Source organism: Dickeya oryzae (assembly GCF_020406815.2).
GTDB lineage: Bacteria > Pseudomonadota > Gammaproteobacteria > Enterobacterales > Enterobacteriaceae > Dickeya > Dickeya oryzae.
On the sequence record NZ_CP162670.1, the window covers coordinates 3,985,297 to 4,009,935 of the forward strand.

The window sequence follows — 24,639 nt, forward strand, 5'->3', positions numbered from 1 at the left end:
GTTTATCCTCTGCATAACAGTGTGCTTGTGCTTTCAGTACCTACACCTACCCGATGTCTCAGCTCTCTACGGAGTGAATGACGCTATCGAGATCGTCAGGGGATAAATTGGCTTTCAGAAAATCCCGGTCACGGGGAAGGTCGATAACCAGCTTCGCGATAGAGCCAAAGGTCAACACGCCTTCTTCCAATTGATAATCAAGGAGATGTCCACCACCTTTGCGATCGTCGGTGATGAAATGCTCATGATAACCAGCCACATTAATCCCCTGAACATAGGCAGGACTACGGAAACCGATTACGCTGCCCTGACAGTGTTCGAAACGAAACGTCGGTTGTTGGGCAATCGCTTCCAGCATCGGTTTATAAGGTCGTTCCTGGCGGGGTACCGTACGGGTTTCTGCATGGCTAAAACGGCCATCTATCCGCAGGGCACAAAACAGATTATCTGTTGCAATCAATTCATTAATGCGCTGATGAATCGCTTCGCGGCCGATGGTCTGTCCGAAATGGATCTGTTCCGTCGGCCGGAAAAAGGTCATTACCGCGAAAGGGGTTTTCTGGTACGGCAACGCCGCACGTGCGCTACCGTCTTCACGAAGCTGAAAGATGCGGCTATTGAGCGCCACCAGCTCACCATCGAGATTGTTAAATGTTCCTAATCCAAAATCGCCATGTTTAAGAAGTTCTTCCATGGTGGTGTGACCTTCGTAAACCCCATTAATAAGGCCACTCATTAATGAGGTCTGATAAATAACGCATTCTGGATGCTGTTCCTGATGATGAAGTGCAAAGCTGGCCAGTTCCCTGACACACGGGTCGACACAGTTAACATCTTTCATATCCATTCCCTTTCGACGATGATCAACTTAAATTTATTTAACCTTTCACTTGAATATTGACCGCCGTCACACCAAAGTTCCAATACAGAGAAGTGGCCAATTGGAGATCGAAAATATATGGAATTACGTTATCTGCGCTATTTTGTCGCAGTGGCCTCAACCCGGCATTTCACCCGTGCAGCGGAAAGCCTTGGCATATCACAGCCCCCATTAAGTCAGCAGATTCAAAAGCTTGAGCGGGAGATCGGCACACCGCTGTTCAAGCGGCTAACCCGTGGAGTGGAGATGACGGAAGCGGGCGAAGCGCTGTATCAAGACGCCAACCATATTCTTGAGCTGACCGATGCCGCCGTGGAAAGGGTGCGCAGCATCGCTCGTGGAGAGAGCGGCGTTATCAATGTCGGCTTTTCCTGCGCCGTCACCTTTCACCCAGCGGTACTGACACTGCTGCGCCGCTATCGACAACACTACCCCAAAATACGGCTACAGCCGCGGGAAGAGCACATCCATGAAATTCTGGAGAGCCTGCGTAACCGCACCATCGATATCGCGTTTGTACGCCTGCCAGACAACATCGGCGAAGAGTTTGAAGGTGAACTGCTGGCTAACGAGCCGATGCGTCTGGTGCTGCCGGAAAACCACCCATTTAGCGATCAAACGCGAATCAATCTTGGGCAGTTGCAGAATGAACCGCTGATTATTTTCCCACGTGAGCTCTGCCCCAGCCTGCACGACCTGATTGTCCGGGCCTGCTACTTGTCGGGTTATCAGCCCAAAATCAACCCGCTGGCACCACACCTCACCGCGACCATCAGTATGGTGGCATCCGGCTTTGGCGTGACCTTCGTCCCGGCATCGATGACCAGCATCCAGACCGGTAATGTGACCTACCACGATACCAACACCCCCCACCTCACCACGCAGATTGCCGTCATCTGGCGTAAACATGACCGCAATGCCACGCTACTCAACATGTTACAGCTGGTACGCAGCTATCTGCGTGACGCGCCTGAATCTGCCTGATTTATCCCCCTGCCGTCGGCCAAACGGCAGGTCATAGAAAAATCACACAGCATCGGTTGTGTAGCGGAAAATCTGATATATGATATTGGTTATCATTATCAACAAGAGAAACCACCATGCTGACTGCCATGATCGCAGCGTGCGGGCTGTGGGGAATAAGCTGGTATTTTGGTAAACGCCTGTCCAGCGCCTGGGGTGTACTGCTACCGGCTGCGTTGATGCCGTTACTGGCCCTGCCGGAACTGAATCAAACGCACTTAAAATACATCTGTGCGCTGGCCATGCTGCTCACGGTGGGCATGTTGTTCCACCGGCGTATGCGCCACTATCTGCTGCTGCCTTCCTGCATTGCACTGGCAGGCGGCCTGGCGGCGCTGTCGCTCACGCTTAAAGGCTGGCCGCATTGGCCCTGAATCAGCATAACGGTCAGGCGCATGAGGAAATATGAGGGAAAAACGAACAGTAGTAGATGTAGTTATGGGTGGGTATTGCTGTGTTGAAGCCAAAGAAAGATAAGGAGAGTGGTGCGAAGAGAGGGACTTGAACCCTCACGTCCTAAGGACACTAACACCTGAAGCTAGCGCGTCTACCAATTCCGCCACCTTCGCACTGTGTACTACGATTGCTTACTACACGATTACTTACTGCGATGATACAACAAGATGCTGATTTGTATCCCAGTGGTGCGAAGAGAGGGACTTGAACCCTCACGTCCTGAGGACACTAACACCTGAAGCTAGCGCGTCTACCAATTCCGCCACCTTCGCAGGTACTGTGAAATACAAATCTGTGGTGAGTTTGGTGCGAAGAGAGGGACTTGAACCCTCACGTCCTAAGGACACTAACACCTGAAGCTAGCGCGTCTACCAATTCCGCCACCTTCGCAAACCAAGCAACATTACGTCACATAATGCCACCACGGAGGCGCATTCTAGAGATTTTCGCACCAACGTCAATCATTATTTCCTTAGCGCTACAGCGTTTGCTGTAAAAACCAGCATTCACCCAAACGGTGGCTGATGAAAGCATTGCGACAACCAGTCGATCACGGCCCGAATGCGCGGTGCCAGAAAACGCCCGGAAGGATACATCACATACAGCGGCATGTCGGGCGGTGGCAACTGCGGCAGTATCTCAATCAATTCGCCGCCAGAGAGCAACGACTCCAGGCCATAACGGGGAGCCTGGATAATCCCCATCCCGGCCTGACAGGCAGCGATATACGCATCCGCACCGCTTATCTCGACCAGACTGGGCAAGGTACGGGTAACGAGCTGCCCTTGCTGCATGAATTCCAGCGGATAACGCTGCAATGTGCGTAACGAAAAATACCCGACCATGCGGTGTGTCGCCAGCGCCTCCAGCGAGTCAGGCACACCAAACTCCGCACAATAGGCCGACGAAGCACAGGTAACCTGCGGCAGCGACGGCAATGATCGCGCGACCAGTGAGTCATCGTCCACCTGCCAGGCACGCAATACGCAGTCCACGCCTTCTCGCAACACATTAATCGCCGCGTCGTTGGCACTCAGCACCAGTGAAATCTGCGGGTACCGGCGGTAAAACGCAGGTAATGACGGGATCACCACCTGTCGTGCCAGCGAGTGAGGCATATCGATACGCACACGGCCGCTGGGCTGCTGACGCTGATGGGAAAACAACGCGTCCGTCTCGTCGAACTCCGCCAGCAGTTGAACACAACGCTGGTAGTACAGCAGGCCTTCGTCCGTCACCTGTACCTGACGTGTAGTACGTTGCAGCAAGCGCACGCCCAGCCTGACTTCCAGCCGTTTCAGCGTCTGGCTCACGGTGGCGCGCGGCAATCCCAGCTTTTCCGCCGCCCGACTGAAGCTCTCCGCCTCCACGATACGCACGAAGACCCGCATGGCCTGAACCTGATCCATTCCCGGCTCCATTGTTTGTATTTTACAAACAGTGTTGCATAAAACCGCGAATTTATCTTTTTGATTGAAACAACCACACTGAGAAACCGCCGCTAACAACACGGAGCAAGAAACATGCAACAGCGAAAACTCGGCCCGCAGGGGCCAACGGTATCTGCCCTCGGCCTCGGCTGTATGGGAATGAGTGACTTCTATTCCACCCGTCAGGATGAAAACGAGGCCATCGCCACCCTGCATCGGGCGCTGGAACTGGGTGTCACCCTGCTGGACACCGCCGACATGTACGGCCCCCACACCAATGAAATACAGGTAGGCAAAGCCATCAAGGGCAAACGGGATCAGGTGTTTCTGGCTACCAAATTCGGCATTTTGCGCGATCCGGCCAACCCGGCGTTGCGCGGTGTCTGTGGCCGACCTGAGTATATCCGTCAGGCCGTTGAGGGCAGTCTGACGCGTCTGGGCGTTGATGTTATCGATCTCTACTACCAGCATCGCATCGACCCGGCCGTGCCGATCGAAGAGAGCGTTGGCGCGCTGGCTGATTTGGTGAAAGCGGGCAAGATTCGGTATATCGGCCTGAGCGAGGCGTCTGCCGCCACGCTGGAGCGGGCACAGCGCGTGCATCCTATCACCGCACTGCAAAGTGAATACTCCTTGTGGACACGCGATGTGGAAGCGGAGATCCTCCCCACCTGTCGCCGTCTGGGTATCGGTTTTGTGCCTTACAGCCCGTTGGGGCGTGGCTTCCTGACCGGTGCCATCACGCGCCCGGAGGCCCTGGCCGCAGACGATTTTCGGCGCAGTAACCCGCGTTTTAGCGATGAGAATTTCGCTAAAAATCTACAACTGGTAGAAAAAGTCACGCAAATGGCGCGGGAAAAAGCCGTCACGCCCTCACAATTGGCATTAGCTTGGGTGATGGCACAAGACGAGCATATCGTGCCGATCCCTGGGACCAAACGTCGTCGCTATCTGGAAGAAAATATCGGCGCACAGTCGATATCCCTGACACCACAGGAACTGGATGAGATTAACGCTATCTTCCCGCCGCATGTCGCGGCTGGCGAGCGCTATGGCCGAGAGGGGATGGCGACGATCGATAACGCCTGAGCATCAAGCCTGAAGGTCCGGCGAGAAAGCCGGACCTTCAAGTGAATTGCGGGTTACTTTCGGGTGAATCAGCGGTTTTTATGGCGACGCAGCACAGCGCGGTACACGCGGAAACGGCCGGTCTGAGCCAACACTTCATGACTGCCGAATGTCTCGTCCAACAGCGCCGGGTATGGCAGGAAGGCGTTGGCGACGATGCGCAGTTCACCTTCGATGTTCAGATGAGCGGCAGCACCGCGAATCATCATTTCCGCCGCATGCAGGCTGGTTTGCATGCCGTCGTGGAACGGTGGGTTCGAGATAATCAGATCAAAGCGCCCTTGAATATCCGAGTAGGCATTGCTGGCGATAACCTGGCCTTCCAGTCCATTCGCCGCCAGCGTCGCCTGGCTGGCTTCCAGCGCCGCCGCGCTCACATCGCTCAGCGTCAGGCGAATTTTCGGCGATAACCGGGCGAATGACGCCGCCAGCACCCCAGCACCGCAGGCAAGATCCAACACTTTCCCTTTACGATGCGGTTCCAGCGTCGAGAGCAGCAACTGGCTGCCGCTATCCAGTCCCTCACGGCTGAATACCCCCGGCAATGTGCGTACCGGCACACCATCCACGTCATATTCCAGCCACCAGTCTTCCAGTGCAAACGCGGAAGCAGCATCCAGACGACCGTGGTACAAACCGCAGCGACGTGCGCTGTCTATCTTATTGATAGCGGCGATCGGCTCCAAAATACCTTCAGCGCTGCGCACCCCACTACGGTTTTCGCCGACGACAAAAATCTCACAGCCGACCGGCAACAGCGACAGCAGATTAGACAACTGGAACTGTGCTTCCTGTTTGCTCTTCGGCCAGTAGTAAATCAAGGTGTCGCACCCGGCGACCATATCCGCCTGCGCCAGCAGCGAAAAATGCACGTTGTCGCCCAATACAGGCTGCAACTGCTGCCAATGATGGTATTGCGTGGTGTGCACAGTAACGGCCGCCGCCTCAAAATGCGCAGGCAATGTATCCTGCAAATCACCGGCAAACAGTACCCGGCGGGCAACAAATTCATCACTATGGCGCAATATCACTTCACTGGCGGGGGTTAATGCTGACATCAGGTCTGGCTCCTCAATAAACTGAGCGAGGATTATAGTGGTTTGTTGGCGCAGGTTCAGCGATTTGTTAGCATAGCGCCGCACAATCGTGCGCCACCATCGCCAGATACGACGATTTGCGACATCGGGCGCGGTTACCACGGGCACTAACATCGCACGCAGAGTGAGTAAGGCATGACATCAAGACGGGACTGGCTGTTACAGCAACTGGGGATCACCCAGTGGACCTTGCGTCGTCCGTCGGTGCTGAAAGGCGAAATCGCCGTCAGCCTGCCGCCTGATGCCCGGCTGATTATCATCGCCGATCCACTGCCCGCCAGCGATGACCCGCTGTTACAGGATGTTTTGCGCAGCCTGAATCTCTCTTCGCAGCAGATGATAAGCCTGACGCCACGTCAGGCACAGATGCTACCGGAACATACCCGCTGCCACAGTTGGTGGCTGGGTCAGCCAGTCACCGATGCGCTGGCATTGGATGGCGTGCAACTGACCAGCCCATCTCTGGCCGAGCTCTCTCACAACGCCGGGGCGAAACGCGCCCTGTGGCAACAGATTTGTCACCATGAACATGATTTCCACCCTGACCACGGCTGACCTGCCGCAGGCGTTTGATATTGAATGCTTAAGCCACGCTTTTCCGTGGAGCGAAAAAACCTTCATCAGCAATCAGGGCGAGCGTTACCTCAACCTGAAACTGTGTCATGACCAGCAACTGGTGGCCTACGCCATCACCCAGGTGGTGCTGGATGAAGCCACGCTGTTCAATATTGCGGTTGACCCGGCGCACCAGCGCCACGGCTACGGGCGTCAGTTGCTGGAACACCTGATTACCGAACTGGAGCAGCGTGGCATTGTGACGCTGTGGCTGGAAGTGCGCGCGTCCAACGCCCGCGCCATCGCGCTGTATCAAAGTTTGGGATTTAACGAAGTCTCGGTACGGCGGGATTATTACCCGACTGCCAACGGCCGCGAAGACGCCATTATTATGGCGCTACCGCTGGGGTGATAAGGCGGGAGATACAGAAGCTGAAAATAACAACGCTGCCAGGCGGCAGCGTTGTTTTATCGCATCAAGCCTCAGCGGCGTCGCCCAGCAGTACCGACTCCAGCGCGATTTCGATCATCTCGTTGAAGGTGGTCTGGCGCTCGGCTGCCGTGGTCTGCTCGTGGGTGCGGATATGGTCGGACACGGTGCAGATAGCCAGCGCTTTCGCGCCAAATTCCGCCGCCACGCCGTAGATACCGGCCGCTTCCATTTCCACACCCAGAATGCCGTATTTTTCCATCACGTCGAACATTTGCGGGTCCGGCGTGTAGAACAAATCAGCGGAGAATAGGTTACCAACGCGGGCGTTGATGCCGCGTGCTTTCGCCGCATCCACCGCGTGACGCAGCAGATCAAAATCGGCAATCGCCGAGAAATCATGATCTTTAAAGCGCATGCGGTTCACTTTGGAATCGGTGCAAGCCCCCATGCCGATCACGACATCACGCAGTTTCACATCGGCGCGCACCGCACCGCAGGACCCCACGCGGATGATTTTCTTCACGCCGAACTCGGTTATCAGCTCTTTGGTGTAAATCGAGCAGGACGGGATGCCCATGCCGTGGCCCATCACGGAGATACGACGTCCTTTGTAAGTCCCGGTGAAGCCCAGCATGCCACGCACGTTGTTCACTTCCACCGCGTTTTCCAGAAAGGTTTCCGCGATGTACTTAGCGCGCAGCGGGTCGCCCGGCATCAGTACCACGTCAGCGAAGTCACCCATTTCTGCATTGATATGTGGCGTAGCCATCCTTTTTCTTCCTTTTTAAATCCAGTGTGAATTCATGATGATGAAGTATAGCGTCGCGCGGTCAGCGCATCGACCTATCAACGTATCGATCCATCAAAGCATTGATCCATAAAACATTGATCCATAAAACATCGAGCCGATCCGTTAAAACAGCGGCGTACCGTAATCCATCGGCGACAGGCCGAAATAACGGGCAACCGTCTGGCCGATGTCGGCAAAGGTGGTGCGATGGCCGTAATCACCCGGCTTCACACCCGGTCCGTACATCAGTACCGGTACGTGCTCACGGGTGTGATCGGTTCCGGGCCAGGTCGGGTCACAGCCGTGGTCGGCCGTCAGAATCAGAATGTCATCACCCGTCACGCGAGCGAGCATCTCCGGCAGGCGGCGGTCAAACAGCTCCAGCGCGGCGGCATACCCTGCCACATCACGACGATGGCCGTAAGATGAGTCGAAATCCACAAAGTTGGTGAACACGATGGTGTTGTCACCCGCCTGCTCCATTTCGCTGAGCGTGGCGTCAAACAACGCATCGATACCGGTAGCTTTGATCTTTTTGGTGATGCCGACGTTAGCGTAGATATCGGCGATTTTCCCTACCGATACCACCCGGCCGCCTTTTTCATCCACCAGCTTTTTCAGCATGGTCGGTGCTGGCGGTTCCACCGCCAGATCATGGCGATTGCCGGTACGCTGGAACTGGCCGGCTTTATCACCGACAAACGGCCGGGCGATCACGCGACCAATGTTGTAACCGCCTTCGGTCAGTTCCTCACGGGCGATTTCACACAGTTCATACAGTTTATCCAGCCCGAAGGTCTCTTCATGGCAGGCGATCTGAAATACCGAATCCGCCGAGGTATAGAAAATCGGCTTGCCGGTTTTCATGTGCTCCTCGCCAAGCTGGTCAAGGATCACCGTACCGGAAGAGTGGCAGTTACCGAGATAGCCCGGCAACCCGGCGCGTTCTACCAGCCGGTCCAGCAACGCCTGCGGGAAGCTGTTGTGTTCGTCGAGGAAGTAGCCCCAGTCGAACAACACCGGCACCCCGGCGATTTCCCAGTGGCCGGATGGCGTATCTTTACCCGAGGAGATTTCGCTGGCGTAGGCATACGCGCCGATGATATCCGCCTGTGCATCCAGCCCCGGCGGGAACTGCCCGGTGGAGCCTTCCGCCGACTTGCCCAACCCTAAACGGCTCAGGTTCGGCAACCGCAGCGGCCCCTGCCGACCGGTATCCGCCTTGCCTTGTGCGCAGGCCTGTGCGATATGGCCCAGCGTATCTGAACCCGCGTCGCCAAACCGCCTGGCATCAGCAGTGCTGCCAATCCCAAACGAGTCGAGAACCATAATAAATGCACGTTTCATGTTGTTATCTCCTGCGTCGTGCGTAAGGGCACAGCGTGTACATAAAGTATAAATGCGCGTAGGGCAAAACGGCGACCAACGCTTAGATATCCGCGATATCCAGTCGGCGATAAATCAATGGACAAGGCGCAGGTGCCTGAGAATCCAGACAGATTGCTTCACGCAACGCCTGTGCCGCCTGCTGCCAATCCGATTCGGTTCTGGCATGGATAACCGCCAGCGGACGCTCGGCATCCACCCGATCACCCAGGCTGACCATGTCACTCAACCCTACGCTGCTATCAATGATATCACTGGCCTGACGTCGGCCACCACCCAACGCCACCACAACCATACCCAACGCTCGTGCATCCATCGCGCTGACAATCCCATCCCGTTCGGCAAACACGGGTTTGCTTAGCGTCGCCGGTTGCAGATAACGATCGTAATGCTCGACGAAATCCGCCGGGCCATGCTGGGCTGCCACCATACGGCCAAAGACCTCCGCCGCACGGCCACTGTCCAACGCACTCTGGAGTTTGGCTCGCGCCTCGGCGGCGTCGCGCGCCAGGTTGCCCGACAGCAACATCGATTCGCACAGCGCCATCGTCACTTCAAACAGGCGAGGATTACGCTGCTCGCCGGTCAGAAAACGCACCGCTTCGCGGACTTCCAACGCGTTACCCGCACTGGAAGCCAGCACCTGGTTCATGTCGGTTAACAGCGCACTGGTACGGCAACCGGCATTATTGGCGACACCGACAATCGCCTTCGCCAGCTGTTCAGACTGTTCATAGGTCGGCATAAACGCACCGGAACCGACCTTAACATCCATCACCAGCGCATCCAGCCCTTCCGCCAGTTTTTTCGCCAGAATGGAAGCGGTAATCAGCGGGATGGAATCCACGGTAGCGGTGATGTCGCGGGTGGCGTAAAAACGCTTGTCTGCCGGAGCCAGCGAGCTGGTTTGTCCGATAATCGCCACCCCAACCTGACGAATAATCTGACGAAACACCTCGTCATCAGGGAAGATATCCAGCCCCGGAATAGACTCCAGTTTATCCAGCGTGCCACCGGTGTGGCCCAGTCCCCGGCCAGAGATCATCGGCACATAGCCGCCACAAGCCGCCACCATCGGCCCCAGCATCAGCGATGTCACATCGCCAACACCACCGGTAGAGTGCTTGTCCACCAGCGGGCCATTCAGGTGCAAGCCGGACCAATCTAACACGGTGCCGGAGTCGCGCATCGCCAGCGTCAGCGACACCCGTTCATCCATCGTCATATCGTGAAAGAAGATGGTCATCGCCAGTGCGGCGATCTGCCCCTCTGACACGGTGTTATCGCGCACACCGTTAATAAAAAAGCGAATCTCTTCCGCACTGAGCGGATGGCCGTCCCGTTTTTTACGAATAATTTCCTGAATCAGAAACACGATAGCTTCTCCTGTCTGGTGCTGAGGTACGTCTGCGTCGCGCCGGTAGCACGAACCGCATTAGTAGCTGCTGCGTGCCTGCCCGACGGCGTGGCCCAGTGTGGTCAGCAAGCTGCCGAGCAAACCGGACGCGCCGAAGCGAAAATGACGGGCATCTGCCCAGCCAGCGCCCATTATGCTATCGGCCAGTTGCAGATAATCGGCAGCATCTTGTGCCGTACGCACACCACCCGCGGGTTTAAACCCAACCTGCTCGCCAACGCCTTTATCGCGGATGACACTCAACATCACCTCAGCCGAATGCAGCGTAGCGTTTACCGCGACTTTTCCGGTCGAGGTTTTGATGAAATCCGCTCCCGCATCAATAGCAATCTCACTGGCTTCACGGATCAGTGCGTCGGTTTTCAGCTCACCGGTTTCAATGATGACCTTCAACAGCACACCGGCTGCCGCACAGGCCGCTTTACAGGCTTTCACCAGCTCGAAACCGACCTCGCGGTTACCCGCCATCAACGCCCGATACGGGAACACCACGTCCACCTCGTCGGCACCATAGGCGATAGCCGCATTGGTTTCCGCCAGCGCGATATCAATGTCGTCGTTACCGTGTGGAAAATTGGTCACGGTGGCGATACGAACATCCGGCGTACCCTGCTCACGCAGCACCTTGCGCGCCAGCGGTATGAAACGCGGATAGATGCAAATAGCGGCGGTTTTCCCCGCCGGGCTATTGGCCTGACGACACAGGGCCGTCACCTTTTCATAGGTGTCGTCGTCATTCAGGGTGGTTAAATCCATCAATCCCAGCGCACGCTGCGCTGCTGCAGTTAAATCAGTCATACAAGGCTCCCGCTTATCGACCACACGGTCATCTCTCCGGCGAATACTGCTATTTCACCCGGAGATGACAACCCTTTTTGTGGTTTTATTCACATAAAAAAGAAATTACACACACATAATTCACGATAGATGTGAATATTATCACAATAAAGCCCAATGCATCGCGACGGATTGTGCCGCGCTATTACGTTAACGCTTATCCCCGCTAACGCGGGGAACACAGGACACCAGCACCGCCGTACACGCCAGCCCACGGTTTATCCCCGCTGGCGCGGGGAACACGTGAAAAGACGCGGCATACTGTTCATGTCAAGCGGTTTATCCCCGCTGGCGCGGGGAACACGCGAACCGATTCATGTTCCTGCCGAAATTGAGCGGTTTATCCCCGCTGGCGCGGGGAACACGTCGGTTGAGGTACGCTGTGAGAGGAATATTCCGGTTTATCCCCGCTGGCGCGGGGAACACAACAGCCCAATTAGCAACATTAGTTACACCATCGGTTTATCCCCGCTGGCGCGGGGAACACCATAATTACCTCAACCACAGCCATCGGATTGGCGGTTTATCCCCGCTGGCGCGGGGAACACCGGTTTACCAGCTATTCAAAAACGGCCATTTTCGGTTTATCCCCGCTGGCGCGGGGAACACGCGTAACACTTAAAGGGAATGCATTCCATCTGCGGTTTATCCCCGCTGGCGCGGGGAACACTAACGTGACCGGCACAGTAACAAAGCTCGCCACGGTTTATCCCCGCTGGCGCGGGGAACACATCATATCCACTCCTAATAGTGCGTTATTCCGCGGTTTATCCCCGCTGGCGCGGGGAACACGCCGTGTGGTGTACATCTTTTTGCGCAAGCGCTCGGTTTATCCCCGCTGGCGCGGGGAACACCCCCATTCCAGCACTGCCAGTAGCAAGCTCATCGGTTTATCCCCGCTGGCGCGGGGAACACTGAGCGAACTCAAACATGGTCGTCCTGTCGCGCGGTTTATCCCCGCTGGCGCGGGGAACACAGACGGTTTTCGCTCAGAGGGGTACATCCCGCCGGTTTATCCCCGCTGGCGCGGGGAACACGTGAAAACAGTTGGAAAAAAACACTGTCCTCACGGTTTATCCCCGCTGGCGCGGGGAACACTATGCAGCGCGGCGCTTCTTGTCGGTCGCGGCCGGTTTATCCCCGCTGGCGCGGGGAACACGGCCGCAGGCTCCTGAGTCGTAGTCGTTGTCGCGGTTTATCCCCGCTGGCGCGGGGAACACTTAAAGATTCCGCTTTACTCACGCCAGAAGCGCGGTTTATCCCCGCTGGCGCGGGGAACACCAGCCCTGCTTGGCAGTGCATCGAAAGAATACCGGTTTATCCCCGCTGGCGCGGGGAACACTGTATCCAGATGCCACGGGTAATCCCGAGCGACGGTTTATCCCCGCTGGCGCGGGGAACACAATTCGGTACGCCGTCCGGCGGCCTGATCCAGCGGTTTATCCCCGCTGGCGCGGGGAACACGAGCTTGCTGAAAGTGCTGAAGCGCAACCCTAAAGGTTTATCCCCGCTGGCGCGGGGAACACTCTAAAAGTATATACTTGTTTTCTAATGACTTTTAAAGCCTGAAAAATTCCACCAACTTTTTCACGTTGTTAAAGAGCGCTAACTCATTGATAAATAAAGGTCGCAATTTCCCTCACCCACGTCCACCGATGAATGCCGTCAAACAGGCAGCCTTTATCGGCTTGTCACCGTAAAATAAGCGCTAAACCACGAAAAGGAAATGGCGTGAACAACAGTGAGACTATCTGGTTTGTCTATCTGCTGCGTACTGGCAGCGGGTGGCTTTATACCGGCATTACTACCGATGTCGACAGGCGTCTGGCAGAGCATCAGAATGGCAAAGGTGCGCGATCACTGCGCGGAAAAGGGCCGTTGACGCTGGTGTATCACTGTGTGGCGGGTGATCGCTCGACGGCGCTGAAATGGGAATACCGCATCAAGCAACTGAGCAAACTGCAAAAAGAAAGGCTGGTACAACACCAGCCTTCAACACTGACCGATTTTCTGCCGTGCTTTAAAAACGATTAAACGGTTCGGCGTACTCCACCAGACCACTGGCACCCTGAAAGTGGTTATCTGCCAGCGGATAGACCTGAAAGTCCGACTCGTAACCCAGCCAGCGGCAATACAGTTGCTGTTCCGCTGCCGGCACAAAGCCGAAGCGCGCGTAGTAACGCGGGTTGCCCAGCACTACCACCGCGGTATAACCAAACTCGTTAAGTGCATCCAGCCCTTCGTACACCAGCTTCTCGCCAATACCCTGACAACGGTGGTTTTCGTCCACCGCCATCGGTGCCAGCGCGACCCACTGTAAATCTTCGCCGCCCAGCGTGACCGGGCTAAACGCGGCATAGCCGATGACACCGCCCTCGTCGTCAGTCGCGACGATCCCCAGCGTCAGCTGGCCGTCTTCACGCAACTGATGCACCAGCTCCGCCTCCGCACTGGTCGGGAACGAGCGCCGCAGTAAAGCATCAATCCCCGGTGCATCCACCGGAATCTCAACACGAATCAACATGATACTGGCGCGTGCGGGCTAACCGGCTCCGCGCCCTCCTGTAAACCGGCTGCGACAAATCCCGCCAGTTGCAGCAACGCCACCCGCAACGGTGCAGGCATATTTTCCAGCTCGATGGCGTCCATCAGGTTTTTGACGTACAGCCCCAGCTCGGTATCGCCTTCAATACGCAGACGACGCTGGAAAAACAGCGTATCCGGGTCTTCCCGGCGAGCGGCTATCAAAATCAGATCGTTGGCGTCGGCGCTAAAGCTGACATCCGCCAGCTCATTATGGCTGATTTCCAGTCGGTTATCGCGCAGCGTAACAAACCACTGCAAACCGATATCACGGACTTCAACCCGTAACCAGCGACCCTCCAGAAAATCCAGTTCGCCCTCTTCCAATGCCTGACGGAACTGCCAACCCAGCAGTTGCTCCAGCACCCGGCGTTGCAGGAAGAAAGGCGTTAACGTTAACGGCTTACTCAGTAAACGTGGCCCCTGACGCACAATCTGCGCCCGTAATTTTTCCAACACTGGCGTACTCCTCATAAAGCAATGCTGCCTGACCGACATGGTCATTATTCTGCCATAGAACGGGAAACGGGCAGCAAGGGTCTACATCAATAAAAGTGCCGGAAGCGTTTTTTTAACGTCGTCTGGCGACACCCGCAGGAAAAGTCACACGATGGTGATGAAATAAATTTAGCGTGTTCTGCGCGAAATCACGACCGCAAAGCGCCAGCAATTCCCCGATATGCTGGTTTAAATCAAAGTTGCTGGCAGCCGGGTTCACTAAGATTCTGTCTCATTGCAAACCGGCCCGCTGCGTCAGGCCGTGATGAAAGGACGTAAGAATGGAACTGCTTTGCCCCGCCGGTAACTTGCCGGCATTGAAAGCCGCCATCGATCATGGCGCCGACGCGGTGTACATCGGGCTGAAAGACGATACCAATGCCCGCCACTTCGCCGGCCTCAACTTCAACGACAAAAAATTGCAGGACGCCAGCGACTACGTGCATCGCCACCGTCGCAAGCTGCATATTGCTATTAATACCTTCGCCCACCCGGATGGTTACCCACGCTGGCAGCGAGCGGTGGATACCGCCGTGCAAACCGCGGGAGCCGATGCGCTGATTCTGGCGGATCTGGCGATGCTGGAATATGCCGCCGAGCGTTATCCGTCGGTAGAGCGCCACGTGTCGGTTCAGGCTTCCGCCACCAACGAGGAAGCCATCCGCTTTTATCAGCGCCACTTTGATGTCGCCCGTGTTGTGCTGCCGCGCGTGCTGTCCATCCATCAGGTCAAACAGTTGTCGCGCACCAGCCCGGTGCCGCTGGAAGTGTTCGCCTTCGGTAGCCTGTGCATCATGGCTGAAGGGCGTTGTTACCTGTCGTCTTACCTGACCGGCGAATCCCCCAACACCGTGGGTGCCTGCTCCCCGGCCCGCTTCGTGCGCTGGCAACAAACGAAGAACGGTATGGAATCAAGACTGAATGATGTGCTGATCGACCGCTATCAAGACAATGAAAACGCCGGTTACCCGACGCTGTGTAAAGGCCGCTATCTGGTGGATGGCCAGCGCTATCACGCACTGGAAGAGCCCACCAGTCTGAATACGCTGGAACTGTTGCCGGAATTGATGGCGGCGAATATCGCCTCGGTAAAAATCGAAGGCAGGCAACGCAGCCCAGCCTACGTCAGCCAGGTAACCCAGGTGTGGCGGCAGGCGATAGACCGCTGTAAAGCTGACCCGGCACATTTTACCCCCACCGCCGAGTGGATGGAGGCGCTGGGTGCCGTTGCCGAAGGTACGCAGACCACGCTGGGCGCTTATCATCGCCAGTGGCAGTAGTCAGGAGACATCAATCACATGAAATATTCACTGGGCGCCCTGCTCTACTATTGGCCGAAAGCCGACATTGAAACCTTCTATCGTGCTGCGCTCGACAGCAGTGCCGACATCATCTATCTGGGTGAAACCGTGTGCAGTAAACGCCGGGGGATGAAAGCCGGCGACTGGCTCACACTGGCGCGTGAAGTCGCCGCCAGCGGTAAACAGGTGGTGATATCTACGCTGGCGTTGTTACAAGCGCCTTCCGAATTGACCGAACTGAAAAAATACGTGGAGAACGGCGAATTTCTGCTGGAAGCCAACGATCTTGGCGCGGTCAATATGGCGGCAGAACGTCACCTGCCGTTTGTCGCCGGTCATGCGCTGAACTGTTATAACGCTTACACTCTGCGGTTGCTGCACAAACAAGGCATGATGCGCTGGTGCATGCCGGTGGAATTGTCGCGTGACTGGCTGCAAAACCTTCTTAATCAGTGTGATGAACTGGGTTTTCGCCATCAGTTTGAAGTCGAGGTGCTGAGTTACGGCCATCTGCCGCTGGCCTATTCCGCCCGCTGTTTTACCGCCCGTTCGGAAAACCGCCCCAAAGACGAATGCGAAACCTGCTGCATCCATTATCCACAAGGACGCCAGATGTTGTCGCAGGAAAATCAGCAGGTATTTGTACTTAACGGCATCCAGACTCAGAGCGGTTACTGCTATAACCTCGGTAACGACCTGACTTCCATGGAAGGGCTGGTGGATATCGTACGTCTGTCGCCTCAAGGGCTGGACACACTGGCGATTATCGACCGTTTCCGCACTAACCAGCACGGTGAGCAACCACTGACACTGGAAAATCAGCAGGATTGCAACGGCTACTGGCGACGCGTCGCCGGGCTGGAACTGGTCAGTTAACACCGTCAGGGCGATGCGCACGCATCGTCCGTTGCAACGTGTTAAGATCGCGTAACATCTTATCTGTGTTTATTTGGGCTGATGCGTCAGCCCCTCAACCTGATGAGTGACGCTTATGACCGCTACCGTTCCTTTCTCGCTACTCGATCTGGCTCCCATCCCGCAGGGCAATACGGCCCGTGATGCGTTCCACCATTCTCTGGATTTGGCGCAACATGCGGAAAAGTGGGGGTATCAGCGCTATTGGCTGGCGGAACACCACAACATGACCGGTATCGCCAGCGCGGCCACCTCGGTGTTGATCGGTTACCTTGCCGCAGGAACGCAGCGCATTCGGCTCGGTTCCGGTGGTGTGATGCTGCCAAACCACGCACCACTGGTGATAGCCGAACAGTTCGGGACACTCGAATCGCTCTATCCTGGCCGTATTGAACTCGGTCTGGGGCGCGCACCCGGAACCGATCACCGCACCATGCAGGCGTTACGCCGCCACCTGAATGCCGACATTGATGATTTTCCCCACGACGTGCAGGAACTTCAACGCTACTTCGGCCCAGCTCAGCCGGGTCAACCCGTGCAGGCCGTACCGGGACAAGGGCTGAACATTCCCATCTGGCTATTAGGTTCCAGCCTGTACAGCGCCCAGTTAGCGGCATCAATGGGGTTACCGTTTGCCTTCGCCGCCCATTTCGCACCGGATATGCTGCTACAAGCCCTGCAGCTTTATCGTGACACTTTCCGCCCGTCGGCCCAACTGGAAAAACCGCACGCCATGGTGTGCGTCAATGTCGTCGCCGCCGATAGCGACCGTGACGCCCGTTTCCTGTTTACGTCATTACAGCAGCAGTTTATCAACCTGCGACGTGGTACGCCGGGGCCGCTGCCCGCACCGGTAGAGTCGATGGAAACACACTGGTCTGCGGCCGAGCAATTTGCTGTTGAGCAGACATTACGGCTGGCTATTGTCGGCGATATCGCCAAAGTGCGTCACGGCCTGCAAACCTTGCTGCGGGAAACCCAGGCGGACGAGCTGATGATCAACGGCCAGATCTTCGATCATCAGGCACGGCTGCGCTCCTTTGAGCTGGTCGCGCAACTGCAACCGGATATCGTGCGGGAAGCACGCATCCAGTAACCGTCAGATTGATGCCATAAAAAAACCAGCCCGAAGGCTAATGCCGATCGTTTAAGGATCGGTTGACCGATCCGGTGGCTGATGTAAAAAGGGTTCATGTCTTCACATGGACCCTTTTTAATGGAACTTTCACAGGCCCTCGGCATTATCAATCTTACTGCTCCCGATGAAGTTCAGAGTCTTGCCGACCTCCTTTCCCCCGACCTTATTCAGCAGGCCTTTACCCTCACGGATACCGTGACGCTACGTAAGCGTAAGCTTCCCCTCGAATCCATGGTCTGGCTGGTTATAGGTATGGCTATTTTCAACAACAAGCCTGTGTCCCATATCGTCAATCTGATGGACATCGCTGACCGGACTGGCAGACCTTTTACCGCACCCAGCTCCGTCATTGCCCGCCGCAAAACGCTGGGTGAGGATGCCATTAGAGTTCTGTTCGAACTGACACAACAGCACTGGCATGAGGAATCCCGGCATCCGCTCTGGAACGGGCTGACGCTGAACGCCGTTGATGGCGTGGTCTGGCGAACGCCCGACACACCGGAAAATGCCGCTGCCTTCGCGAAAGCGGAAAATCAGTACGGTGAAAAAGGCTTCCCGCAGGTCCGCATGGTGTGTCTGATGGAACTGAGCAGTCACCTGCTGCGCGCCAGCGTGATGGGCCGGTATGACGTTAATGAGATGCGGCTGGCGGCAGGACTGGCAAAGCAGGCACCGGATAATAGCGTGACGTTGTTTGACAGGGGCTTCTGGTCAACAGGCCTGCTGCATGACTGGCACAGGGCAGGAGAGAACCGCCACTGGTTGTTGCCGCTGAAAAAGGGCACGCAGTATGAGGTGATACGCAGACTGGGCAGGCAGGATGAACTGATAACGCTGAAGACCTCGCCACAGGCAAGAAAACAGTGGGAAGGTCTGCCGGATGAGCTCACTGTCCGGTTAATCAGCAGGAAGGTTAACGGTGTGGAACGTCAGGTTGTCACATCGATGACGGACGCGATGCGTTACCCGGCGGCAGACATAGCAGAACTCTACAAACACCGGTGGGAAATCGAACTGGGGTATCGTGAGGCGAAGCAGTTCCTGTGCGGCAACCGCTGGACGCTGAGAAGTAAATTACCGGAGATGGTGAGACAGGAGCTGTGGGGGATACTGCTGACATACAACCTGGTGCGGTATCAGATGGTGAAAATGGCGTTCAGCCTGAAAGGAGATTATCTGCCGTATCAGCTGAGCTTCAGCGGTTCGGTGGCAGAAATAATGCGGCTGTTAATCGGGCTGCCATGGTCCTCACCGGGAGCAGTACCGGGACACCTGAAACACTTCTACAGCAATGCCGCGATGCTGAAACTGCCGCCGAGACGGGAGCGGGAGTATGAAAGAGAAGTGAGGCAAAAAAAGCCCAAATACCCTTTTAAAAACAATGCCAGTCACCTTAAGTGACTGGCATTAGCCCGAAGGCTGGTTTTTTTATGGCATCAATCGCTGAGGTTATCAGCAACGGACATTATCAGGCATCGTTGAAACGACGCGGTGCGCGCTGACCATCGCGGTTACCGTTACCACGACGCTCGCCGCCTTCACGACGTTCACCACTGAACGGACGACCACGACCGCCACCGGTACGATCGCCAAACCCACGGGCACCACGATCGCCACGCTCACCACCATCGCGGCGCTCACGGCGTTCATGCGGCTGTGCATCACCCATCAGTTGCATGTTCATCGGCTTGTTCAGAATACGCGTACGGGTAAAGTGCGACAGCAGGTCTCCCGGCATACCTTTCGGCAGCTCGATAGTGGAGTGCGAAGCAAACAGTTTGATGTTACCGATGTAACGGCTGCTGATATCGCCTTCGTTGGCAATCGCGCCCACGATATGACGCACTTCTACGCCATCATCACGGCCCACTTCGATCCGGTACAGATCCATTTCACCCACGTCACGACGCTCGCGACGAGCCGGACGATCATCACCACGCGGAGCACGATCGTTGCGCTCGCCACGACGTTCGAAACGCTCATCACGATCGCGGAATTCGCGACGCGGACGGCGCTCAACCACCGGATCCGGCGGCAGAATCAGCGGACGTTCACCCTGCGCCATCTTCAACAGTGCGGCGGCCAGTGTTTCGATATCCAGCTCTTCCTGCGGCTGCAGTTTGCCAAGCAGCGCACGGTACATGTCCAGATCGCTGCTTTCCAGTTGCTGCTGCACTTTGGCAGCAAACTTCGCCAGACGACGCTGACCGAGCAGTTCGGCGTTCGGCAATTCCACTTCCGGAATCGTCAGCTTCATGATGCGTTCGATATTACGCAGCAGGCGGCGCTCGCGGTTTTCCACGAACAACAGCGCACGACCAGCACGACCGGCACGACCAGTACGGCCGATACGGTGTACATAGGATTCGGAATCCATCGGGATATCGTAGTTCACCACCAGGCTGATACGATCAACATCCAGACCACGTGCAGCAACGTCAGTCGCAATCAGGATATCCAGACGACCGTCTTTCAGGCGCTCCAGCGTTTGTTCACGCAGCGCCTGATTCATGTCACCGTTCAGCGCGGCGCTGTTATAACCACTGCGCTCCAGCGCTTCGGCCACTTCCAGCGTAGCATTTTTGGTACGCACGAAAATGATCGCGGCATCAAAGTCTTCAGCTTCCAGGAAACGGATCAGCGCTTCGTTTTTACGCATGCCGTATACCGTCCAGTAGCTCTGGCTGATATCCGGACGCGTGGTCACGCTGGACTGAATACGCACTTCCTGCGGATCGTTCATAAAGCGACGAGTGATACGGCGAATCGCTTCCGGCATAGTAGCGGAGAACAACGCCGTCTGATGCTCAGCCGGGATCTGCGCCATGATGTTTTCCACATCTTCGATGAAACCCATACGCAGCATTTCGTCAGCTTCGTCCAGCACCAGACCACTCAGGTTGGACAGGTCCAGCGTACCGCGTTTCAGGTGATCCAGCAGACGTCCCGGCGTACCGACAACCACCTGCGGCCCCTGACGCAACGCGCGCAACTGCACGTCATAACGTTGGCCACCATACAGTGCGACCACATTGACGCCCTGCATGTGTTTGGAAAATTCATTACAGGCTTCTGCAACCTGCACCGCCAGTTCACGGGTCGGTGCCAGCACCAGCAACTGCGGTGCTTTCAGATCAGCCTTGATATTGTTCAGCAGCGGCAGGGAAAATGCCGCGGTCTTGCCACTCCCGGTTTGCGCCATACCCAGTACGTCGCGCCCGTTGAGCAGATGAGGAATACATTCCGCCTGAATTGGGGACGGTTTTTCATACCCCATCTCAGACAGTGCATTCAGAATAGGAGCAGACAGCCCCAAGCTAGCAAAAGAGGTTTCAAACTCTGCCATGTAAACTTTGCCTCACTTCAAAATGGCGGCCAGTCTACATAACTTGTCGAGAAAATACTCAATCATTTTCATTGAAAAGTGTGAACCGGCTCAAATTGGATTAAAAAGCGAACAAAAAAGCCTCGCCCGTTAAGGCGATGAAGAAATCGTCATGATCTCTGGCTGAAAGGTGTTCGTCAGCTATTGCTGGTCCGATCCTGATAGGTCGTCTTGCTCTTGGCCTAACTGCGCCAATTCCAACAATGCATAGCGGTGCTCAACAAAATTGTGGACATTGTTAGCAACCGTCAGCTTGAACAACGCCTCGGCGGTGTTCTTGTCCCCCAGACTTAGGTAGTGCTTACCTAAATAGAAGTCAGTTTCACTGAGATGCTCGGCGAGCGAAGTGTTATCCTTAGCTTCTTCCTGTACACGCTGCATCAGCGCTTTTTCGCTGATGTTGCCCAGGTAGAATTCGACAATCGTCCATCCCCACACACCTTTCTTTGCACCCTCGTAGCGTTCTTTCAACGCTAGTTTGGCTTTCTCGGGATTGATTTCTCTCTCCACCAGATAAAGCCACAGGGAACGGAAAGGATCATTAGGATCGTCGCGATAAAACGCTAGCAGATCATCCTGCGCCAACTGGTAGCGACCGCCGTAGTACAAAGCGATGCCCCGATTCAAACGCGCATAATTGTAAGTTGGATCAAGCTCTAATACAGAATCAAACGCTTCATAGGCAGCATCAAAATTGCCTGCCTGCGTCAAGTAAATGCCGAGATAGTTAAACACTTCCGGCATATCGGGACGGATAGAAAGCGCTTGTGAAAAATCATTTCGCGCCAACGCCCGTAACCCGAGGCTATCATACAGCACTCCGCGCTCATATAACAGCTGTGCTCGCTCATCGGGAGTAATTGCCCGGCTCGCCAGGATTTGCTCCATGCGCGCCAGGATGACTTCCTGCTGCAACGTAGGCTGCAACGGAACCGCCAGCACTGCATCTTTGCGCCAATCCGTGTTGCTGCATCCTGCCAGCATAATTGCTGTCGCAACATAACACCAGCGCAAGAAAGGCTTCATTTCCCACTCCCGAAGACAAACATTGGATGAACATCCTGTCCCCGACTGCTCAGCATAAGGATATCCGTTCCTTATAATACACGCAGCTCCTTCATACTGTAAGGAGCTGCCAATTGATTATCCGCTATTATTCTGCCTCGGAAACCGGTGTAGTTTCCTGAGGTTGAGCAGTTGCTTCTTTTATGCTCAAACGGATACGACCCTGACGGTCCACTTCCAATACCTTGACCGGTACTTCCTGGCCCATCTGCAGATAGTCGGTCACTTTCTCAACACGCTTGTCGGCGATCTGAGAAATATGAACCAGACCTTCTTTACCGCCACCGATGGCAACAAACGCGCCAAAGTCAACGATACGAGTCACTTTGCCCTGATAGATACGGCCCACTTCGATTTCAGCCGTGATCTCTTCGATACGACGAATCGCGTGTTTAGCTTTTTCGCCGTCGGTCGAGGCGATCTTCACCGTACCGTCATCTTCGATCTCGATAGTCGTACCGGTTTCTTCAGTCAGCGCACGGATAACAGAACCACCTTTACCGATCACATCTTTGATCTTGTCAGTGCTGATCTTGATGGTGTGGATACGCGGTGCGAATTCGGAGATATCGCCACGCGGCGTGCTGATAGCCTGTTCCATCACACCCAGAATGTGCAGACGCGCACCCTTGGCCTGATTCAGCGCCACCTGCATGATTTCGCGGGTGATCCCTTCGATTTTGATGTCCATCTGCAACGCGGTCACGCCTTCACGGCTACCGGCTACTTTGAAGTCCATATCGCCCAGGTGGTCTTCGTCACCCAGAATATCAGACAGGACAACGTAGTTGTCGCCTTCCTTCACCAGACCCATCGCGATACCGGCAACAGCCGCTTTGATCGGCACGCCTGCATCCATCAGCGCCAGCGAAGCACCACAGACGGAAGCCATGGAAGAAGAACCGTTGGATTCGGTAATTTCAGACACAACACGTACGGTGTACGGGAAGGCTTCCGGTTTCGGCATAACGGCCAGCACACCACGTTTAGCCAGACGACCGTGACCGATTTCGCGGCGTTTCGGCGATCCAACCATACCGGTTTCACCTACAGAGTACGGAGGGAAGTTGTAGTGCAGCAGGAAGCGATCGGTACGCTCGCCAGTCAGCTCATCGATGTTCTGTGCATCACGCTCGGTACCCAGCGTCGCGGTAACCAACGCCTGAGTTTCACCACGAGTGAACAGCGCGGAACCGTGAGTACGCGGCAGCACGCCAGTACGTACATCCAGACCACGGATCATGTCTTTTTCGCGACCGTCGATACGCGGTTCGCCACGCAGCACACGGCTACGTACCACGTTTTTCTCGATGCTACCGAGGATGTCACGCAGTTCGTTTTCGTCCAGCGTTTCATCTTCTGCCAGCAGGGCTGCAACCACGTCAGCTTTGATGGTATCAACCTGCGCGTAGCGTTCCTGTTTTTCAGTGATGCGATAAGCGTCACCCAGACGCGCTTCAGACAGCGCCTGCACACGGTTGTGCAATTCGACGTTCACTTCCGGCGCCTGCCAGTTCCACTTCGGTTTACCCGCTTCTGCCGTCAGTGCCTTGATGTTCTCGATAACAACCTGTTGCTGATCATGACCGAATACCACTGCACCCAGCATCTGATCTTCGCTCAGCAGGTCTGCTTCAGATTCCACCATCAGTACCGCACCTTCAGTACCAGCGACAACCAGATCCAAACGGCTGGTTTTCAGCTCTTCGGTCGTCGGGTTCAGCACGTACTGATCGTTGATGTAACCAACGCGAGCGGCACCAATCGGGCCATTGAACGGGATACCCGACAGACTCAGCGCCGCAGAAGCACCGATCATGGCAACGATATCCGGGTTAACCTGCGGATTCACGGAAACCACAGTGGCAATAACCTGAACTTCGTTAACGAAACCATCTGGGAACAGCGGGCGGATCGGACGGTCAATCAAACGGGAAATCAGCGTTTCGCCTTCGCTCGGACGGCCTTCACGGCGGAAGAAACCACCGGGGATACGACCAGCAGCGTAGGTACGCTCTTGATAGTTAACAGTCAGCGGGAAGAAATCCTGTCCCGGTTTAGCGTGTTTGGCGCCCACAACAGTTACAAATACTGCAGTGTCATCCATGCTAACCATAACAGCGGCAGTGGCCTGACGGGCCATCATGCCGGTTTCCAGTGTTACGGTATGTTGACCGTACTGGAATTTACGAACGATCGGATTTAGCAAAATACTATCCTTTACCAGAGGCGCGCACCATATCCCTGATATGGCGCACCAGTTAAATACCCGATCCGCTCATTACATCCTCGCGACTAATGACAGACTTTATTCTGATAACG

At 55.6% G+C, this 24,639-nt stretch carries 23 protein-coding genes, 3 tRNA genes and 1 CRISPR repeat array; of the genes, 10 read left to right on the forward strand and 16 right to left on the reverse strand.

All coding sequences use genetic code 11. The features are described 5' to 3' along the window. Positions 1-58: 58 nt before the first annotated feature. Positions 59-847 (reverse strand): acetolactate decarboxylase, encoded by a 789-nt coding sequence (budA, locus tag LF929_RS17465; protein ID WP_080647262.1) that lies wholly within the window; start codon positions 845-847, stop codon positions 59-61. Positions 848-958: 111 nt separating this feature from the next. Here budA and LF929_RS17470 point away from each other — a divergent pair, with 111 nt between their 5' ends. Both LF929_RS17470 and LF929_RS17475 read left to right on the forward strand, forming a co-directional pair. Then, positions 959-1,864 carry a LysR family transcriptional regulator gene (locus LF929_RS17470; protein WP_210175893.1) on the forward strand — a complete coding sequence of 302 codons (906 nt, stop codon included), beginning with the start codon at positions 959-961 and terminating at the stop codon, positions 1,862-1,864. A gap of 116 nt (positions 1,865-1,980) precedes the next feature. Next, a complete protein-coding gene (locus LF929_RS17475; RefSeq protein ID WP_016943567.1) occupies positions 1,981-2,277 on the forward strand; it encodes a DUF1435 domain-containing protein in 297 nt (98 codons plus the stop codon). 109 nt (positions 2,278-2,386) lie between these two features. Here LF929_RS17475 and LF929_RS17480 read toward each other — a convergent pair. The 4 genes from LF929_RS17480 to LF929_RS17495 form a co-directional block, all read right to left on the reverse strand. Next, positions 2,387-2,472, reverse strand: a tRNA-Leu gene (locus tag LF929_RS17480). 73 nt (positions 2,473-2,545) lie between these two features. After that, a tRNA-Leu gene (locus tag LF929_RS17485) sits at positions 2,546-2,631 on the reverse strand. A gap of 32 nt (positions 2,632-2,663) precedes the next feature. Continuing rightward, positions 2,664-2,749: transfer RNA gene (locus LF929_RS17490), tRNA-Leu, on the reverse strand. A gap of 116 nt (positions 2,750-2,865) precedes the next feature. Next, positions 2,866-3,768: a LysR family transcriptional regulator gene (locus tag LF929_RS17495; protein WP_210174334.1), complete on the reverse strand. Its 903-nt coding sequence runs from the start codon at positions 3,766-3,768 to the stop codon at positions 2,866-2,868. Between the two features lie 114 nt (positions 3,769-3,882). Here LF929_RS17495 and LF929_RS17500 point away from each other — a divergent pair, with 114 nt between their 5' ends. Further along, on the forward strand, positions 3,883-4,878 hold the full coding sequence (locus LF929_RS17500; protein ID WP_210174335.1) for an aldo/keto reductase: 996 nt from the start codon (positions 3,883-3,885) through the stop codon (positions 4,876-4,878). Between the two features lie 68 nt (positions 4,879-4,946). On the opposite strand, the gene rsmC is transcribed toward LF929_RS17500, so the two are convergent. Next, entirely contained in the window at positions 4,947-5,975 is a 1,029-nt protein-coding gene (gene rsmC / locus LF929_RS17505) for a 16S rRNA (guanine(1207)-N(2))-methyltransferase RsmC (protein WP_012883359.1), read from the reverse strand. Positions 5,976-6,149: 174 nt separating this feature from the next. On the opposite strand from rsmC, the gene LF929_RS17510 reads away from it, so the two are divergent. After that, complete coding sequence (locus LF929_RS17510; protein WP_016943563.1) at positions 6,150-6,569, forward strand: DNA polymerase III subunit psi; 420 nt, start codon at positions 6,150-6,152, stop codon at positions 6,567-6,569. Continuing rightward, on the forward strand, positions 6,538-6,981 hold the full coding sequence (gene rimI, locus LF929_RS17515) for a ribosomal protein S18-alanine N-acetyltransferase (RefSeq protein WP_016943562.1): 444 nt from the start codon (positions 6,538-6,540) through the stop codon (positions 6,979-6,981). Before LF929_RS17510 ends, rimI begins: the two co-directional genes overlap by 32 nt. 64 nt (positions 6,982-7,045) lie before the next feature. Here the strand turns inward: rimI and deoD are convergent, their stop codons facing one another. From deoD to deoC, 4 genes are all read right to left on the reverse strand, one after another. Then, the gene (deoD, locus tag LF929_RS17520; protein ID WP_016943561.1) at positions 7,046-7,771 is read right to left on the reverse strand and encodes a purine-nucleoside phosphorylase; all 726 of its coding nucleotides are present in this window, start codon (positions 7,769-7,771) and stop codon (positions 7,046-7,048) included. Positions 7,772-7,915: 144 nt separating this feature from the next. Then, positions 7,916-9,139 carry a phosphopentomutase gene (gene deoB, locus LF929_RS17525; protein WP_226093458.1) on the reverse strand — a complete coding sequence of 408 codons (1,224 nt, stop codon included), beginning with the start codon at positions 9,137-9,139 and terminating at the stop codon, positions 7,916-7,918. Between the two features lie 82 nt (positions 9,140-9,221). Then, complete coding sequence (gene deoA, locus LF929_RS17530; protein WP_016943559.1) at positions 9,222-10,553, reverse strand: thymidine phosphorylase; 1,332 nt, start codon at positions 10,551-10,553, stop codon at positions 9,222-9,224. A 60-nt stretch (positions 10,554-10,613) separates the two neighbouring features. After that, positions 10,614-11,393, reverse strand: a complete 780-nt coding sequence (gene deoC, locus LF929_RS17535; RefSeq protein WP_226093457.1) for a deoxyribose-phosphate aldolase — start codon at positions 11,391-11,393, stop codon at positions 10,614-10,616. 192 nt (positions 11,394-11,585) lie between these two features. Then, positions 11,586-12,958: direct repeats of the CRISPR family, unit length 29 nt; unit sequence CGGTTTATCCCCGCTGGCGCGGGGAACAC. Positions 12,959-13,163: 205 nt separating this feature from the next. Between deoC and LF929_RS17540 the strand changes: the two genes are divergently transcribed. After that, the gene (locus LF929_RS17540; protein ID WP_210174343.1) at positions 13,164-13,466 is read left to right on the forward strand and encodes a GIY-YIG nuclease family protein; all 303 of its coding nucleotides are present in this window, start codon (positions 13,164-13,166) and stop codon (positions 13,464-13,466) included. Here the strand turns inward: LF929_RS17540 and LF929_RS17545 are convergent. Next, positions 13,453-13,956 (reverse strand): GNAT family N-acetyltransferase, encoded by a 504-nt coding sequence (locus LF929_RS17545; protein WP_016943556.1) that lies wholly within the window; start codon positions 13,954-13,956, stop codon positions 13,453-13,455. The genes LF929_RS17540 and LF929_RS17545 overlap by 14 nt on opposite strands. Next, a complete protein-coding gene (locus tag LF929_RS17550; protein WP_012883350.1) occupies positions 13,950-14,474 on the reverse strand; it encodes an SCP2 domain-containing protein in 525 nt (174 codons plus the stop codon). Before LF929_RS17550 ends, LF929_RS17545 begins: the two co-directional genes overlap by 7 nt. Before the next feature lie 320 nt (positions 14,475-14,794). On the opposite strand from LF929_RS17550, the gene LF929_RS17555 reads away from it, so the two are divergent. The 4 genes from LF929_RS17555 to LF929_RS17570 all read left to right on the forward strand — a co-directional run bounded on the left by LF929_RS17555 (position 14,795) and on the right by LF929_RS17570 (position 19,268). Further along, complete coding sequence (locus LF929_RS17555) at positions 14,795-15,793, forward strand: peptidase U32 family protein (RefSeq protein ID WP_012883349.1); 999 nt, start codon at positions 14,795-14,797, stop codon at positions 15,791-15,793. A gap of 18 nt (positions 15,794-15,811) precedes the next feature. Beyond that, positions 15,812-16,690, forward strand: a complete 879-nt coding sequence (locus LF929_RS17560) for a U32 family peptidase (protein ID WP_226093456.1) — start codon at positions 15,812-15,814, stop codon at positions 16,688-16,690. 115 nt (positions 16,691-16,805) lie between these two features. After that, positions 16,806-17,825, forward strand: coding sequence for an LLM class flavin-dependent oxidoreductase (locus LF929_RS17565; protein ID WP_038907032.1), 1,020 nt, complete (start codon positions 16,806-16,808; stop codon positions 17,823-17,825). 120 nt (positions 17,826-17,945) lie between these two features. Continuing rightward, positions 17,946-19,268 carry an IS4 family transposase gene (locus LF929_RS17570; protein WP_102800868.1) on the forward strand — a complete coding sequence of 441 codons (1,323 nt, stop codon included), beginning with the start codon at positions 17,946-17,948 and terminating at the stop codon, positions 19,266-19,268. Positions 19,269-19,335: 67 nt separating this feature from the next. On the opposite strand, the gene LF929_RS17575 is transcribed toward LF929_RS17570, so the two are convergent. The 4 genes from LF929_RS17575 to pnp all read right to left on the reverse strand — a co-directional run bounded on the left by LF929_RS17575 (position 19,336) and on the right by pnp (position 24,526). Continuing rightward, the gene (locus LF929_RS17575; RefSeq protein WP_038903308.1) at positions 19,336-21,213 is read right to left on the reverse strand and encodes a DEAD/DEAH family ATP-dependent RNA helicase; all 1,878 of its coding nucleotides are present in this window, start codon (positions 21,211-21,213) and stop codon (positions 19,336-19,338) included. Between the two features lie 12 nt (positions 21,214-21,225). Further along, complete coding sequence (gene yrbN / locus LF929_RS17580; protein WP_107760761.1) at positions 21,226-21,285, reverse strand: protein YrbN; 60 nt, start codon at positions 21,283-21,285, stop codon at positions 21,226-21,228. A 108-nt stretch (positions 21,286-21,393) separates the two neighbouring features. Next, a complete protein-coding gene (nlpI, locus tag LF929_RS17585; RefSeq protein WP_016943787.1) occupies positions 21,394-22,278 on the reverse strand; it encodes a lipoprotein NlpI in 885 nt (294 codons plus the stop codon). 127 nt (positions 22,279-22,405) lie between these two features. After that, on the reverse strand, positions 22,406-24,526 hold the full coding sequence (gene pnp, locus LF929_RS17590; protein ID WP_038903307.1) for a polyribonucleotide nucleotidyltransferase: 2,121 nt from the start codon (positions 24,524-24,526) through the stop codon (positions 22,406-22,408). Positions 24,527-24,639: the final 113 nt, after the last annotated feature.

Coding starts and splice junctions, on each gene's coding strand:
- budA (WP_080647262.1), bottom strand. CDS start 847: ATGGATATGAAAGATGTTAACTGTGTCGACCCGTGTGTCAGGGAACTG.
- LF929_RS17470 (WP_210175893.1), top strand. CDS start 959: ATGGAATTACGTTATCTGCGCTATTTTGTCGCAGTGGCCTCAACCCGG.
- LF929_RS17475 (WP_016943567.1), top strand. CDS start 1,981: ATGCTGACTGCCATGATCGCAGCGTGCGGGCTGTGGGGAATAAGCTGG.
- LF929_RS17495 (WP_210174334.1), bottom strand. CDS start 3,768: ATGGATCAGGTTCAGGCCATGCGGGTCTTCGTGCGTATCGTGGAGGCG.
- LF929_RS17500 (WP_210174335.1), top strand. CDS start 3,883: ATGCAACAGCGAAAACTCGGCCCGCAGGGGCCAACGGTATCTGCCCTC.
- rsmC (WP_012883359.1), bottom strand. CDS start 5,975: ATGTCAGCATTAACCCCCGCCAGTGAAGTGATATTGCGCCATAGTGAT.
- LF929_RS17510 (WP_016943563.1), top strand. CDS start 6,150: ATGACATCAAGACGGGACTGGCTGTTACAGCAACTGGGGATCACCCAG.
- rimI (WP_016943562.1), top strand. CDS start 6,538: ATGAACATGATTTCCACCCTGACCACGGCTGACCTGCCGCAGGCGTTT.
- deoD (WP_016943561.1), bottom strand. CDS start 7,771: ATGGCTACGCCACATATCAATGCAGAAATGGGTGACTTCGCTGACGTG.
- deoB (WP_226093458.1), bottom strand. CDS start 9,139: ATGAAACGTGCATTTATTATGGTTCTCGACTCGTTTGGGATTGGCAGC.
- deoC (WP_226093457.1), bottom strand. CDS start 11,393: ATGACTGATTTAACTGCAGCAGCGCAGCGTGCGCTGGGATTGATGGAT.
- LF929_RS17545 (WP_016943556.1), bottom strand. CDS start 13,956: ATGTTGATTCGTGTTGAGATTCCGGTGGATGCACCGGGGATTGATGCT.
- LF929_RS17555 (WP_012883349.1), top strand. CDS start 14,795: ATGGAACTGCTTTGCCCCGCCGGTAACTTGCCGGCATTGAAAGCCGCC.
- LF929_RS17560 (WP_226093456.1), top strand. CDS start 15,812: ATGAAATATTCACTGGGCGCCCTGCTCTACTATTGGCCGAAAGCCGAC.
- LF929_RS17565 (WP_038907032.1), top strand. CDS start 16,806: ATGACCGCTACCGTTCCTTTCTCGCTACTCGATCTGGCTCCCATCCCG.
- LF929_RS17570 (WP_102800868.1), top strand. CDS start 17,946: ATGGAACTTTCACAGGCCCTCGGCATTATCAATCTTACTGCTCCCGAT.
- LF929_RS17575 (WP_038903308.1), bottom strand. CDS start 21,213: ATGGCAGAGTTTGAAACCTCTTTTGCTAGCTTGGGGCTGTCTGCTCCT.
- nlpI (WP_016943787.1), bottom strand. CDS start 22,278: ATGAAGCCTTTCTTGCGCTGGTGTTATGTTGCGACAGCAATTATGCTG.